The sequence below is a fragment of the Polynucleobacter sp. JS-Mosq-20-D10 genome (assembly GCF_018687755.1).
Taxonomy (GTDB): Bacteria; Pseudomonadota; Gammaproteobacteria; order Burkholderiales; family Burkholderiaceae; genus Polynucleobacter.
The window spans coordinates 1907026-1921546 of sequence record NZ_CP061305.1 but is presented as its reverse complement, the minus strand read 5'-3'; the positions used below and the strand labels follow the sequence as shown (position 1 = coordinate 1921546).

The window sequence follows — 14521 nt, the reverse complement described above, 5'->3', positions numbered from 1 at the left end:
TTCACTATCTTTTAAACCATTGCCAAGATTGAGGGCGGCATAGTTAGTCCGGTTTGTTCTTGAGTCTAATTAACCCTATAATTAGCGCTACTTGAATTGCTTGATACCGTTTTTTGGGCTTCCTGAGGGTGTATTTCTGCAGAAGCTCACGACAATAAACAGAGAATAAGATGAATTTATTTGGAAAAGTCACTAGGGCTTCGCTCTATTTAGTAGCAGCCTTTGGCACAGCATTTGCACGTGCTGCTGAAGATATGCGAGGTGGTCCAGCAGTAAATCAGCTGAATTTCACTGCCCCAGCCACAAAAATCATGGCAGAGATTCATTGGTTGCATTGGATGATGTTGGTCATTTGCGCTTTGATATTTATTGGCGTTTTTGGTGTCATGTTTTATTCAATCCTGAAGCACCGTAAATCTTTGGGCGCCAAATCCGCGTCATTTCACGAGAGCACCACTGTTGAGATTATTTGGACAGTGATCCCATTGCTGATTGTTATTGGTATGGCTTTGCCAGCAACCAAAACGGTTGTAGCAATGAAAGACACCACCAATTCTGATATCACCATTAAGACTACTGGCTATCAGTGGAAGTGGGGTTACGACTACATCAAAGGCGAAGGCGAAGGAATTAGTTTCTTATCCACCTTGGCTACTTCCCGTGAATCTATTAACAATCTTGCCCCAAAATCGAATACCTATTTGATGGAAGTGGACAACGAGATGGTGGTTCCAGTTGGTAAAAAGATTCGCATTATTACAACAGCAAATGATGTGATTCATGCCTGGGCAGTGCCAGCATTTGGTGTGAAGCAGGATGCAATTCCTGGTTTTGTTCGTGACACCTGGTTCCGTGCAGAAAAAATCGGCACTTATCGTGGTCAATGTTCAGAGCTGTGCGGCGCACAACATGCTTTTATGCCGATTGTTGTTAGAGTCGTCTCCCAAGAGGACTACACCAAATGGGTAGACGAGAAGAAAAAAGAAATGGGCTCCGCTTCGGATGATCCATCTAAGGTTTACACCTTGGATGAACAGAAAGAGCGTGGCGCCAAGGTTTATGCAGCTAACTGCGCAGCATGCCACCAGCCAAACGGCAAAGGTGCTGGCGCCTTCCCGGCCTTGGATGGTAGCAAGATGGTGCTGGGACCAAAAGCTGGCCAATACAACATTCTTATCAATGGTAAGGGTGCAATGCCTAAGTGGGCTGGCGTGATTTCTGATGGCGATATTGCTGCAGTGATGACTTATACCCGTAATGCATGGGGTAACAAAACGGGCGAAGTGATTCAGACCCAAGATATTGTCTCTGCGCGTGCTGGCAAGTAATTATTTTAAGAATTTATACAGATCAAACTAAACCGGAGTAATCCATGAGCACGATTTCAACTACCCACGATCACGCACACGACCATGCGCATGATGACCATACGCCACATGGCTGGCGCCGTTGGTTGTTTGCAACTAACCATAAAGATATTGGTACGATGTACCTGATCTTCTCGTTTATCAGCTTACTAGCTGGTGGTGTGATGGCTCTAGGTATTCGTTTGGAGTTGTTTCAGCCAGGCCTGCAGTTTTTACGCCCAGAGTTTTTCAACCAGTTAACCACCATGCACGGTCTGGTAATGGTGTTCGGCGCGATCATGCCGGCCTTCGTTGGATTTGCAAACTGGATGATTCCTTTACAAATCGGTGCATCCGATATGGCTTTTGCTCGCATGAACAACTTTAGCTTCTGGATTTTGCCGGTGGCTGCTTGTTTGTTGTTTGGTTCATTCTTGGCTCCTGGTGGTGCTCCTGCTGGTGGTTGGACTTTATATGCTCCACTCACATCGCAAATGGGCCCAGGTTTGGATATGGCCATCTTTGCACTTCACTTGTTGGGTGCTTCTTCAATCATGGGCTCGATTAACATCATCGTGACCATCTTGAATATGCGCGCGCCTGGCTTGACTTTGATGAAGATGCCAATGTTCTGTTGGACATGGTTGATCACTGCTTACTTGTTGATTGCTGTTATGCCGGTATTGGCAGGAGCGATCACCATGGTTTTGACAGATCGTCACTTCGGCACTTCTTTCTTCTCCGCAGTTGGCGGTGGTGATCCAATTATGTTCCAGCATATCTTCTGGTTCTTTGGTCATCCAGAGGTTTACATCATGATTCTTCCAGCATTCGGAATCGTGAGCGAAATCATTCCTGCTTTCTCAAGAAAAACTTTGTTTGGTTATAGCTCAATGGTTTATGCAACTGCATCCATTGCAATCTTGTCATTCATCGTTTGGGCTCATCATATGTTTGCAACTGGTATGCCGGTAACTGGTCAGCTGTTCTTTATGTATGCCACGATGTTGATTGCAGTTCCAACAGGCGTAAAGATTTTCAACTGGGTTGCAACCATGTGGAAGGGTTCCATGACCTTTGAAACCCCGATGTTGTGGTCAGTTGGGTTTATATTTGTATTTACCATGGGTGGTTTTACCGGTTTGATCTTGGCGTTGGCGCCAATTGATATTGGTTTGCAAGACACGTATTACGTGGTTGCCCACTTCCATTATGTTTTGGTAGCTGGCTCCTTATTTGCGATGTTTGCTGGTTTTTACTACTGGTGTCCAAAGTGGACTGGCTTCATGGCTAATGAAACTCGTGGCAAGATCCACTTCTGGACTTCCATGATTTTCTTCAATATCACTTTCTTCCCAATGCACTTCCTGGGCTTAGCAGGTATGCCACGTCGTTATGCTGACTACCCGACGCAGTTTGCTGACTTTAATACGATCGCATCGATTGGCGCACTCGGATTTGGTTTATCCCAAGTTTTCTTCTTGCTGTTTGTTGTTCTGCCAGCCTATAGTGGCAAGGGTGAAAAAGCATCTATGAAGCCATGGGATGGTGCTAAAGGTTTGGAATGGACAATACCTTCACCAGCGCCACACCACACATTTGAAGCACCTCCAACTACTGCAGAGCTAAATGCTGCAGGAATCTAAAGTAGCCGCACACAAATCCCAATCTGCCAGTAATCGCAGATTGGGCTTTATTCTTTTCAGTGCCGCTCTTGTGTTCTTTCTAGGCATCCTGATTAAACGGGGCTTATTAGGTTAAAGCCCGCCGAATACTTATGTCTGCTATTGCCTCCGTTAACCGCCAAATCTTGCTGAAGCTCTTGATAGCTTCTGTCATGATGTTTGGTTTTGGTTACGCACTAGTACCAATGTATAAAGCCTTGTGTGAGGTGACCGGTATTAATGTGGTCACCAGCAAGAACGATTATGGTATTCGTGCCTACAGTGCAAATAAGGTTGGCAATACTCAGGTCGACTATTCTCGTAAGGTGACTATTGAGTTTGACTCCAATAGCCGTGGGCCTTTTACGTTCCGCCCGGTGAAGAACTACTTGGAAGTACATCCAGGCGAGATGACGGAGATCGTTTACGAGGTCACGAATAATTTAAACCGCTCTGTTGAGGCCCAAGCAATTCCAAGTTATGCGCCGAAAAGTGCCATGGAGTTTTTTACCAAATTAGAGTGTTTTTGTTTTCAGCAGCAAACCTTGGTAGCTCATGAAATGAAGAAGATGCCGGTGGTATTTGTTATTGACGCAGGCTTACCGGCTGATGTGAAAACGATTACTTTGTCCTATACCTTTTTTGAGTTGGGTATTGGTCAGCAGCCAGCTGGCTCAACAACACCTAAATCAAAGTCAGCATCATGAGTAAGAAAAGTTCATTTACGCAATCGATGATCGCGGTCTTGTGGGCCTTTTTAGGTGTGCGTAAAAAATCAGGTTTGCAGGAAGATGTTGCTTCATTAAGTTTTGTCCACATTGTTATTGCGGGAGTTTTAGGCGCCTTGATTTTTATGGGCATACTCCTTTTGATAGTTAAAGCAGTTGTGTCCCATTGATTATTTTTTGATTGAATAGAGAGAATAAGATGTCATCCAATTCAACCCCTTACTATTTTGTTCCCGGACTATCCGGTCATCCGGCTGCAGCTGCCCTGGGATTACTCGCCTTTACTGCTGGTATGTCTGGCTGGGTAAATCACGCAGCTTGGGGTGGCCCAGTAACTGCAGTCGGTGTGCTTTGGGTGTTATTTGTTCTTTACAACTGGTTTGGAGACACTATTGCCGAATCCAACTCCGGCAAGAATGGCGTGAACGTCGATATTTCTTATCGTTGGTCGATGGCGTGGTTCATCTTCTCTGAGATTATGTTCTTCGGCGCATTCTTTGCTGCATTGTTCTATGCGCGCAATATTGCGATGCCTTGGATGGGTGATGTGGAAAGCAAATTACTTTGGCCTAATTTTCAAGCTGTTTGGCCTAATGATGGTCCTGCTGGTTTGGTAGAGAAATTCACCACTATGGGTCCATGGCCCATTCCAACTATTAATACTTTATTGCTTTTGTCTTCTGGTGTGACAGTAACTTACGCTCACCACGCGATTCGTGAAAACCACATGAAGAAAGCGATCAACGGCTTAGCTGCTACCGTTGGCCTTGGCATGATCTTTTTGGGTTTTCAGATGTATGAGTATTACCATGCATATCATGCTTTGAACTTGAAGTTAACTTCAGGCGTTTATGGTTCAACCTTCTTTATGCTGACCGGTTTCCATGGGTTCCACGTATTCCTTGGCGGCTTGATGCTAGCGATTGTTTTGCGTCGTATGATGCGCGGTGACTTTACTGCTGAAAATCATTTTGCTTTTGAAGGTGCTGCTTGGTATTGGCACTTCGTTGACGTAGTTTGGCTTGGTCTGTACATCGCTGTTTACTGGATGTAAAGAAATAAAAATCGGGGCGTTGAGCCCCGATTTGTTTTGAGTCTGTATTCGCAGTGGTGGATGCTTAGTTTGTTCCCACTCGCACACCAGTAGCTTCGATATAACCAAAGTAGTGGGCAATGAGAATTCCCAAGAAGAGTACGATTGACAGTCCAATACGTAACATAAGTGACTGAACCATTCTTGAGCTGCGACCCTTATCTTTCATCATGAAGTAGAGTGCTGAGCCTAAGCTTCCAACAATGATTAGCAGTGCAATCGGAATAACCCATTTCATCTCAAAGTACCCTTGTGAATATTTTTTCTAGCTTAATTACTAGTCGTATAGTTGCTACATTATCAGCTCTTGTGGTGATTGTAGTTGGCTGCGGCGCTGGTGTTTGGCAGTTAAAGCGAGCAGAGCAAAAGATTCGCTTGGGTGAATCTTTAAGTGCAAAACTACAAATGCCCGTTCTGAATGCTAATGCCGATAGCTTGACCCTAGAGCAGGCTTCAGAGCGCCGAATTTTAGCTCGTGGACGGTTCATTCAAGATCAGGCGATTTGGCTGGATAACCGTCCTCGCCCCATTCCTGAGGGTGGTACTGGCGCTGCAGGACAATCCGGTTTTTATGTGATGATGCCTTTGAAATTGGATGGCCAAGACCTTGTACTTTGGGTTAACCGAGGTTGGGCTCCTCGTAATAACGAAAATCGTATTGAGTTACCCCCAGTTAAAACGGTAAGTGAAGTGGTGACTGTTGAAGGGGTTGCATTCCCTCACCCCGGAAGGGTTTATGAGTTGGGAAAAAAGGACGCTACGCAAGCAAGTCCTCGGATTGAGCAAAATTTTGATTTGGGTCTTGAGGCTCAAAGCCATGAATGGAAGCAACTTCCATTCATCGTTCGAGAGTCCAGTTCTTCGAAAGAGGATGGTTTGCTAAGAAATTGGCCCTCTCCAACAAATGGAGTCGATCGCCATTATGCTTATGCATTCCAGTGGTTTGCTTTGGCATTGACTGGATTTTTATTTTGGCTCATTAATGGGCTCATGAAATATCGGCGAGAGCTTGCTGTGAATGGAGATAGAGGGTGAGTGATAAAGAGTTATTGATTCCAGCATCACAAACAGATGCGTCTGTGATTAATGCGCAAACTCGACGTGGGCGTATTCAGATGCTGCTATTGTTGCTTGCTTGCGCGGCACCAGTGATCGCTTCCTATTTGGCGTATTACGTTTTTAAACCAGAGGGTGGAAAGACTAACTTTGGAACCCTGGTTCAGCCTGTGCAAGATATGAATCCAGCTTGGTTTGATATTCCTTTTAATGGAAAGTGGACTTTGCTAGTGGCAAGGCCAGCTGGGGAATGCACGATTAAAAATGAATCCTGTCTTGAGGCTCTATTTTTAATGCGCCAACTACGCATTGCTGTTGGTCGTGAAAGTAGTCGAGTTCAGTTAGTTTGGGTCAATACCGATGGCAAAGCAGTAGATCCAGAAGTATTGCTGGCGTACGATCAAAAGACGGCAGGATTTCAGATTGTAGATTTACCAGTAGACCCTAAATTAAACGCGGAATTTGATGCGTGGCTTAATCGTAGCGGAGCAGGTCAGAAGATTCAGTTGATTGATCCGAGCCCAGCTAAGATGATGATTTTTCCAGTGACCAATTCGCCTAAAGAATTTGGCAGTATTAAAAAGGATCTTGAGAAACTGTTACGCCTCAATCGTAAGGGTGAAACATTGCAATGAGTAGCATGCTATTGCTTGCGGAGTTAGCTGCAATCGCAATTGTCTTTGCAGGCCTACCTTTGGCCTATCTCTGGACTAGGCCGTCTTATAACTTTTTCCAAAAGCTTAATTGGGTCTTGGTTTTTATGACTTTTGACTTGATTGTCTTTGGCGCTTTTACTCGCTTAACGGATTCTGGTCTGGGATGCCCTGATTGGCCTGGTTGTTATGGAACATCAAATCCATGGCACGCCATTAGTGAGATCCAGCAAGCTGAAGCTAACATGCCTACGGGTCCTGTGACTGTCATCAAGGCTTGGATTGAAATGATTCATCGCTACTTAGCAATGACAGTCGGAGCGCTGATTTTGATTCAGGTGGCAGTTGCCTGGAGCAAGTTCCGTAGCTTGGGCAAGAAACCTGTATTGGGCAGCCTTGGCTTACTGATTTTGGTATGTATCCAAGGGGCATTTGGTGCCTGGACAGTCACACTAAAATTGCAGCCTATTATTGTGACGATTCACTTAATGTTGGCTTTAGTTTTGTTGGCGTGTTTAACGACTTATGCCCAACAAGAGTGGATGGGTCAACCTTCTTCAGCTATTCGCTTACAGAGCAAACCCCTTTCTGCGAAGTTACTTTTACTTGCAGCAGTCATCTTGTGTACACAAATCTTTTTAGGTGCATGGGTGAGTACTAATTACGCTGTATTGGCTTGCCCTGATTTTCCAACTTGCATGGATCGTCTTTGGCCGGAAACAGCTTGGCAAGAGGGCTTCACCCTATGGCGTGGCTTGGGCCTGAATGCTCAAGGCGAATCCATTACACCTGTCGCTTTGCAAACAATCCATTGGGCGCATCGTGTGTTTGCTATGGTTGCTGTAGTAGTCCTTGGCACCTTAGGAATAAGCGCTCTTGGCTTAAGTAATTCCAAATCATCGGGAATGGGTAGGATTGCCAAGTTATTATTGGGCTTGCCCATTCTTCAAGCTCTGACTGGTATTTCTAATGTGGTTTTTCAGTGGCCTCTCCTTGCTGCCTTAATGCATACCGCAGGTTCTGCTGCATTGGTGTTCTGTTTGGTTCGTTTAGTCCAATGGTCCTCTTGGACTGCCCCCATTCACATTAAGATGTCTAAATCATTATGAGTAGTCCAACTTCCTCCAATCCTGTAGCGATGCCACGTTGGCGTCAATATTGGGTTCTTACCAAGCCCCGCGTCACGCAGTTGGCAGTGTTCTGTGCAGTAATAGGCATGTTCTTGGCTACACCCGGTATGGTGCCTTACCCAGTTCTGATTGGCGGCATTGTTGGGATTTGGTTATTGGCAGGAGCAGCTTTTGCAATGAATTGTTTAATCGAGCAAGCCGTCGATGCCAAGATGAAGCGAACCGCTTGGAGACCGTCCGCAACTGGCGAAGTGACGCCTTTTCACATTACTGTTTTCTCGATTATTCTCGGTGGTTCGGGAATGGTCATTCTATGGAACTTCTGTAACCCATTAACCATGTGGCTCACCTTAGCAACTTTTGTCGGTTACGCAGTAATCTATACCTGGTTACTTAAGCCTGCTACGCCTCAGAATATTGTCATTGGCGGCCTCTCGGGTGCTATGCCGCCTGCCTTGGGTTGGGCGGCAGTTACTAATACTGTGTCAGCAGAAGCCTGGCTCTTGGTGCTGATCATTTTTGTTTGGACTCCCCCACACTTTTGGGCTCTCGCTTTATACCGTCGCGATGATTATGTGCAAAGTGGTCTACCAATGCTGCCAGTGACACATGGAGAGCGTTTTACGCTGCTCAATATTTTGTTATATACATTGATTTTGATTGCAGCTACTTTATTGCCATATATTTATGGCATGAGTGGCGTGATCTATTTGATCTCAGCAATCATTCTGGGTTTGATATTCCTCGCATATGTCATTGCTTTGTTTGTTTCTTACAGCGATGCGCTAGCGAAGAAGACTTTTCGTTTTTCAATTACGTATTTGTCTCTACTTTTTGTAGTGCTATTAATTGACCACTATTTCGTTTGAGATAAATATGGATTTCCAAAAATCTTACTTTTGTATTGCACGCCTATTGATGTTGTCGCTGATCGGCGCAGCTCTGCTAGCTTGCAGTCCTCAGCAGAGCTTTAAGAATGTGGATATTACTGGGAGTAAGGCGTTTGGTACTGACTTCAGTTTGCTCGATCCTGATGGAAAGGTGAAAACACTTGCTGACTTTAAAGGTAAGGCTGTTTTGATGTTCTTTGGTTATACACAGTGTCCTGATGTTTGCCCTACAACGCTCACTGAGATGCAGCAGGTCATGACTTTATTGGGTCCTCAGGCAGATAAGGTGCAAGTGCTGTTTGTAACTGTGGATCCGGAAAGAGACACCGCAGCCATCTTAAAACAGTATGTGCCGGCATTTGATTCACGCTTCTTGGGCTTGCGCCCAGCTGATGAAGTGGCTTTAGAAAAGGTGACTAAGGACTTTAAGGTTTACTACCAGAAGGTGCCCGGCACGAGTTCCGGGTCATACACCATCGATCACATGGCAGGAAGTTATGTCTTTGATCCAGAAGGGCGTTTACGTCTCTATATCAAGCATGCGCAAGGTGCTGAGACCTTGGCGCAAGACTTAAAGGAACTTCTGAAGTAAAAGCTTGGAAGGGAAGGTTGCTTAGGCAGCTTCGGTTTGCAAGAGACTGCGCATTTTTTTGAGCGCAGCAGTTTCAATCTGACGAACGCGCTCAGCTGAAATGCCATATTCACTGGCGAGATCATGTAATGTTTTTGTACCATTGCCGTCTGCATCCATGGCCAACCAACGTGATTGCACAATATTGCGGCTTCGCTCATCTAATGCCATGAGTGCTTGATCTAGCTGAGGACCATGTAATGCATCAGTTGCAGCAGCGGCCATCATTTCAGTAGGCTCTTGACTGTTATCAGCCAACCATTGAATTGGTGCATAGGCTGATTCATCATCAGCGTCATCACCCTCCAAGGCAATATCGCCACCAGCAAGACGCATCTCCATTTCTTTCACGTCAGAGCCTTTGACATCCAGTGCTTTTGCTAGAGCCTCAACTTCATTTGGTGTCAGGGCAGCTAAAGTAGGCTTATTACTACGCAGATTGAAGAACAATTTACGTTGCGCTTTTGTTGTTGCAACTTTGACTAAGCGCCAATTTTTGAGAATGTACTCATGAATCTCTGCCTTAATCCAATGGATGGCGTAAGAGACCAAGCGTGCACCTTGGTTAGGGTCATAGCGTTTGACAGCCTTCATCAAACCAATATTGCCTTCTTGAATTAAATCAGCATGAGGAATTCCATAGCCTAAGTACTGACGAGCAACGGACACCACCAGACGGAGGTGCGAGAGAACTAAGGTCTTCGCAGCATCGACATTTTCAGTGCGACGAAATTCTTGCGCAAGGTGCAGTTCCTCTGCAGCGCTGAGCATTGGTACGCGATTCACATAGGAGATGTAAGAGTCGAGCGTGCCAACCCCCAAGGAGGGTAGCATCGGAAAGGCAAGTGAAGCCGCAGCAGTCTGCGCTGCTGGCAGTGTTTGCCTTGCTTGCAATTGCGGTTTGTATGCTTTCTTTGGAACCATTTTTTTTATATTTTAGGTGTTTATAGGATTCTATTTTAGCACTCTTGTCAAGAGAGTGCTAATGGTTTTTTAATTCTATAAGTCTATGATTTAATTGAATAATTCAGAAGAATATTGTGCGGCCGTGAAGGGGGCTAAATCATCAATTCCCTCACCTTTGCCTAAGGCTAAAACTGCTGGATTTGGCCCATTGCTGAGGGTGTGGGCAAGTGCGCAGATTACCCCGCCCTTAGCGGTACCATCCAACTTAGTCACGATTAAGGCAGAAAGTCCTAAAGCGGCATGAAAGGCCCTTACTTGGCTTAAACCGTTTTGACCAGTATTGCCATCAAGAACGAGCAAAGTCTGGTGAGGTGCCCCAGGAAGGGCCTTACCAATCACTCTTTTAACCTTCTTTAATTCCTCCATCAGGTGGTCTTGAGTGGCTAGTCTGCCAGCAGTATCAATAATCAGAATATCGTTTTTGCGAGAAATCGCCGCATGAATGGCATCGTGAGCCACTGCCGCCGCATCACCACTTTCTTGCATGATGACATCAACTTGATTACGCCCGCCCCATTCAAGGAGCTGGTTGCGTGCCGCAGCTCGGAAAGTGTCACCAGCTGCAAGTAAGACAGACTTGCCTTGAGACTGAAAAAGTTTGCAGAGTTTACCGATCGTGGTGGTCTTACCAGCGCCATTGACACCTATCACTAGCCACACCTCTGGTGTGGTCTTTTGCTCATGGACATACAAGGGATTGGGATTGGGCTCCAAAGATTTCAGCAGCATCGCCACTTCTTCGATCAGTAGTTGCTTGAGTTCTTCCGGGCTAGCGATTTTTTCTGATTTGGCAGCTTTACGGAGCTTGCTGATCAGTTGTTCAGTCGTGGGCAGGCCAACATCGCTCAGAATGAGAGATTCTTCTAGGGCATCAAACCAGGCTTCATCAGTCTGACTGGATTTGAATAGGGATCCGAGGGTTTTACGTAGGCCGAACATAATCGATACAATTTAATCCTTGCATCTTATCAATTAAATTCTTGGGATAGGTGATCTTGCAGATGCGTTCAACTTTATTCAGTTTTTCTCTCTTTTTAGTAGTCGGCTGTTCTAGTGCTTTGGCAGCCCCTGAGGTGGGACAAGCAAATACCCACGAATTTCAACTCTCCAATGGCCTCAAATTAATTGTGCGTGAAGATCATCGCGCACCTACAGTTGCACACATGGTTTGGTATCGCGCTGGCTCCATGGATGAAGTGAATGGTAAGACTGGGGTAGCTCATGTGTTGGAACACATGATGTTTAAGGGCACTCACAAAGTAAAGTCAGGCGAGTTCTCACGCTTAGTTGCGGCAGTTGGCGGTCGAGAAAATGCTTTTACCTCTCGTGATTACACAGCTTACTTTCAGCAAGTTGAAAAGTCTAAGCTTGATGAGGTGATGAGATTGGAGGCTGATCGTATGTCCAACCTCAATTTTGATGATGCAGAATTTCTGAAAGAAATTCAGGTGGTAATGGAAGAGCGTCGCCTGCGCACGGAAGATAATCCCAGTAGTTTGCTCAATGAATCACTCACTGCCACCGCATATATGAGCTCCCCTTATCGTCATCCGGTGGTTGGGTGGATGAATGATCTAATCAATATGAAAGCCATAGATGCACGCGATTGGTATCGTAGTTGGTACAAACCGAATAATGCAACGGTAGTCATTGCAGGCGATGTTGACCCTAAAGTGATTCTACGAGCGGTGGAAAAATACTACGGAGTTGCTTCCGCAAGAGAGTTACCAGAACGTAAGCCCCAGATTGAACCCGTGCAAAAAGGCACTAAGCGTGTGCAAGTAAAAGCGCCAGCTGATAGCGCGCAGCTTGCGATGGCATGGAAAGTCCCCAAGTTAGAAGTAGGGAGGCTGGATGATGATGAGCCTTATGCACTAGAGCTTTTGTCTGCTGTACTTGATGGTTATGACAACGCACGCTTAAATCGCACGCTAGTGAAGCAAGAACGTGTAGTAAATGATGTAGGCGTTGGTTATGACATGATCTCCAGAGGGCCTGAACTATTTTTAATCAGTAGCAGTATGGCTAAAGGCAAGACAGTTGAGCAGGCAGAGAAAAGTATTCGCAAAGCCTTGAAAGAAGTTGTTGATAAGGGAATCTTAGAGTCAGAGCTCAAGCGGGTAAAGGTACGTATTCTGTCAGATCAAATCTATAAGCGTGATTCAATTTTTGGTCAGGCCATGGAAATCGGTGGTACAAAGATGGCTGGATTCTCATGGAAAGATATTGATGTGATGCTAGAGAAGATGCAAACCATTACTCCCGCACAAGTCCAAGCTGTTGCAAAAAAATATTTAGTAGATGAAGGGCTCACCATAGCAGTGCTAGACCCACAAGCACGCCAGTCTGGCGAGAGCAAGCAAGGAGGCAATCGTGATGCTAAATAAATTGATCTCGCAAGGCAGTCTTGCAATCGCGCTGATAGTTGGAGTAAGTACATCTGCACACGCGATATTGCCTATAGAAAAACTAGACTCCTTCAAGGGTGCGCAAGCCTATTTAGTGCAAACCAAAGCGCTGCCCATGGTAGATATTGAGATCAGTATTGATGCAGGCGATCGTTATGACCCAGGAGTTAAGAGTGGCTTAGCTACTATGGCTGGGCGGCTAATGAACTATGGCGCCAAGTCTGATAAGGGTCTACTCAATGAGGCACAGATTGCTGATGAGATTGCAGACCTTGGTGCAAACCTCGGTATTTCTGTGAGTGGTGAGCGCGCTGTCATGCGTATTCGGACTTTGAGTCGCAAAGATTTACGTGATCGCGCCGTTCAATTGGCTTCAGCGATGTTGAGTGCACCCACTTATGATGCCAAGATCTTGGCGCGTGAGAAGCAAAGGATGACTACGGTATTGCTAGAGTCGGAGACGAAGCCAGAGTCAGTTTTGGATCGTCGCTTCAGAAAATCCGTTTATGGAAACTATCCGTTGGCCAATTCACCAACGGTGAAAAGTATTGCTAATATCGGCGCAGCCGACCTGCAGCAGTTTCATAAACAGTTTTACCGCGGTGATCGAATGATTGTCAGCATTGTGGGTGATGTGAGTAAAGCGGAGGCTACTGAAATTGTTCAAGGTGTATTGCAAAGAGTGCCTCCGTCTGGATCTCCAGTAGCTAAGTTACCAGAGTTTGAGCGCTCACCAGTAGAGCCTTTAAGTCAACGCGAAGTTGCTATTCCATTTGATTCGCAGCAAGCACATATCGCCATGGGAATGACTTCGGTCACCCGTAACAACCCCGATTTTTTCCCATTACTTGTGGGTAACTATATTTTGGGTGGCGGTGGCTTTGTATCCCGCCTCATGTCGGAGGTGCGCGAGAAGCGTGGCCTTGCGTATAGCGTGTTTAGTTACTTTGCCCCTGGTAAGGATGCGGGGATATTTCAGGCGGGCGTACAAACGAAGAATGATCAAGCTACTTTAGCGCTAGAGGTGATGAGTTCTACCATTGCGCAATTTATTGCTGATGGCCCGACGCAAGCGGAGCTTGATGCAGCCAAAGCAAATTTAATCAATGGCTATCCTTTAAGAATTGATAACAACCGCAAGTTACTCGATAACGTGTCCTCCATTGCTTGGAATAATTTGCCTCTCGATACGATGGAGATTTGGACTAAGCAAGTGGAGGCGGTTAACCTTGAGCAAGTCAAGGCAGCGTTCCAGAAATACTTAGCCATGGATCGCATGAAAATTGTGGTCTTAGGAGCGAAAAATAAATAAACCAGTCAAGTCAGCTTCATTGGGCAGACGCTCTGAGTCTCCACAGAAAATTCGCATTATTGGTGGGGTTTGGCGCAGTCGTTTGCTCAACGTGTTGGATTTACCCGGTCTTCGTCCTACTACCGATCGTGTTCGTGAGACTGTATTTAATTGGCTCGGGCAGGATTTGGTCGGCTTGCGTTGTTTAGATTTATTTGCTGGTACTGGCGCATTAGGTTTTGAGGCTGCATCACGACATGCCAATTCAGTAACCCTATTAGAAAAAGACAAACAGGCCTATGCCAAACTTCTGGCAAATTTTGCTTTGCTAGGGTCATCTCCTGCTCCTGGAGAAGTGCAGATTCTTCACAGAGATAGTTTGGAGTTCTTAAAACAACAGGCCGATTGCTCCAGCAATTTGATCTTTATAGATCCACCCTTTCAGGAAGAGAACCTATTAAATCAAGTGCTTATAGAGGCTGCCCGTGTTTGTGATGACAGTACTGGCGGGGGAATTTACGTAGAGTTTCCCGCTAGTCGCCCCCGTGAGCAGATTGAGGCCTTAGCGCCTGATTGGCATTGTGGAAAATACTTAGAGGCTGGACAAGTAAAAGCTTGTCTATTTCGCTCCAAGAGGGACTAAACTCTTGCCTGTAGCTGAAAAA

The 14521-nt window shown here is 45.7% G+C and carries 17 protein-coding genes; 14 read left to right on the top strand and 3 right to left on the bottom strand.

Features of this window, described 5'->3' with window-relative positions; all coding sequences use genetic code 11:
- The first annotated feature begins 170 nt into the window (after positions 1–170).
- Genes coxB through FD967_RS09795 form a run of 6 tightly spaced genes read left to right on the top strand, consistent with a single transcriptional unit; the run spans position 171 to position 4792 of the window.
- The gene (gene coxB, locus FD967_RS09820) at positions 171–1328 is read left to right on the top strand and encodes a cytochrome c oxidase subunit II (RefSeq protein WP_215325872.1); all 1158 of its coding nucleotides are present in this window, start codon (positions 171–173) and stop codon (positions 1326–1328) included.
- 44 nt (positions 1329–1372) lie between these two features.
- Positions 1373–2992: a cytochrome c oxidase subunit I gene (gene ctaD / locus FD967_RS09815; protein ID WP_215325871.1), complete on the top strand. Its 1620-nt coding sequence runs from the start codon at positions 1373–1375 to the stop codon at positions 2990–2992.
- Positions 2976–3107, top strand: a complete 132-nt coding sequence (locus tag FD967_RS09810; protein ID WP_215325870.1) for a cytochrome oxidase small assembly protein — start codon at positions 2976–2978, stop codon at positions 3105–3107. Before ctaD ends, FD967_RS09810 begins: the two co-directional genes overlap by 17 nt.
- Positions 3108–3123: 16 nt before the next feature.
- Complete coding sequence (locus FD967_RS09805) at positions 3124–3717, top strand: cytochrome c oxidase assembly protein (protein ID WP_215325869.1); 594 nt, start codon at positions 3124–3126, stop codon at positions 3715–3717.
- Positions 3714–3908 (top strand): DUF2970 domain-containing protein, encoded by a 195-nt coding sequence (locus FD967_RS09800; RefSeq protein ID WP_215325868.1) that lies wholly within the window; start codon positions 3714–3716, stop codon positions 3906–3908. Before FD967_RS09805 ends, FD967_RS09800 begins: the two co-directional genes overlap by 4 nt.
- Before the next feature lie 29 nt (positions 3909–3937).
- On the top strand, positions 3938–4792 hold the full coding sequence (locus tag FD967_RS09795; RefSeq protein ID WP_215325867.1) for a cytochrome c oxidase subunit 3: 855 nt from the start codon (positions 3938–3940) through the stop codon (positions 4790–4792).
- A 64-nt stretch (positions 4793–4856) separates the two neighbouring features.
- Here FD967_RS09795 and FD967_RS09790 read toward each other — a convergent pair whose 3' ends face one another.
- Positions 4857–5069, bottom strand: coding sequence for a twin transmembrane helix small protein (locus tag FD967_RS09790; RefSeq protein ID WP_215308522.1), 213 nt, complete (start codon positions 5067–5069; stop codon positions 4857–4859).
- 14 nt (positions 5070–5083) lie between these two features.
- Here FD967_RS09790 and FD967_RS09785 point away from each other — a divergent pair, with 14 nt between their 5' ends.
- Genes FD967_RS09785 through FD967_RS09765 form a run of 5 tightly spaced genes read left to right on the top strand, consistent with a single transcriptional unit; the run spans position 5084 to position 9152 of the window.
- A complete protein-coding gene (locus tag FD967_RS09785; protein ID WP_251369032.1) occupies positions 5084–5866 on the top strand; it encodes an SURF1 family protein in 783 nt (260 codons plus the stop codon).
- Positions 5863–6522, top strand: a complete 660-nt coding sequence (locus FD967_RS09780; RefSeq protein ID WP_215325866.1) for a hypothetical protein — start codon at positions 5863–5865, stop codon at positions 6520–6522. Before FD967_RS09785 ends, FD967_RS09780 begins: the two co-directional genes overlap by 4 nt.
- On the top strand, positions 6519–7649 hold the full coding sequence (locus FD967_RS09775) for a heme A synthase (protein WP_215325865.1): 1131 nt from the start codon (positions 6519–6521) through the stop codon (positions 7647–7649). Before FD967_RS09780 ends, FD967_RS09775 begins: the two co-directional genes overlap by 4 nt.
- Entirely contained in the window at positions 7646–8539 is an 894-nt protein-coding gene (gene cyoE, locus FD967_RS09770) for a heme o synthase (protein ID WP_215325864.1), read from the top strand. The genes FD967_RS09775 and cyoE overlap by 4 nt, the downstream gene beginning before the upstream one ends.
- A gap of 49 nt (positions 8540–8588) precedes the next feature.
- A complete protein-coding gene (locus FD967_RS09765; protein ID WP_371819323.1) occupies positions 8589–9152 on the top strand; it encodes an SCO family protein in 564 nt (187 codons plus the stop codon).
- A 21-nt stretch (positions 9153–9173) separates the two neighbouring features.
- Here the strand turns inward: FD967_RS09765 and rpoH are convergent, their stop codons facing one another.
- Both rpoH and ftsY read right to left on the bottom strand, forming a co-directional pair.
- Complete coding sequence (rpoH, locus tag FD967_RS09760; protein WP_215325862.1) at positions 9174–10115, bottom strand: RNA polymerase sigma factor RpoH; 942 nt, start codon at positions 10113–10115, stop codon at positions 9174–9176.
- A gap of 90 nt (positions 10116–10205) precedes the next feature.
- Positions 10206–11096 (bottom strand): signal recognition particle-docking protein FtsY, encoded by an 891-nt coding sequence (ftsY, locus tag FD967_RS09755; RefSeq protein ID WP_215325861.1) that lies wholly within the window; start codon positions 11094–11096, stop codon positions 10206–10208.
- Positions 11097–11158: 62 nt separating this feature from the next.
- Here ftsY and FD967_RS09750 point away from each other — a divergent pair, with 62 nt between their 5' ends.
- From FD967_RS09750 to rsmD, 3 genes are read left to right on the top strand one after another with little or no spacing between them, the layout of a single operon-like run.
- Positions 11159–12544: a pitrilysin family protein gene (locus tag FD967_RS09750; protein WP_215325859.1), complete on the top strand. Its 1386-nt coding sequence runs from the start codon at positions 11159–11161 to the stop codon at positions 12542–12544.
- Positions 12534–13877, top strand: a complete 1344-nt coding sequence (locus tag FD967_RS09745; RefSeq protein WP_215327261.1) for a pitrilysin family protein — start codon at positions 12534–12536, stop codon at positions 13875–13877. Before FD967_RS09750 ends, FD967_RS09745 begins: the two co-directional genes overlap by 11 nt.
- 19 nt (positions 13878–13896) lie before the next feature.
- The gene (gene rsmD, locus FD967_RS09740) at positions 13897–14499 is read left to right on the top strand and encodes a 16S rRNA (guanine(966)-N(2))-methyltransferase RsmD (protein ID WP_215325857.1); all 603 of its coding nucleotides are present in this window, start codon (positions 13897–13899) and stop codon (positions 14497–14499) included.
- The last annotated feature ends 22 nt before the right edge of the window (positions 14500–14521 follow it).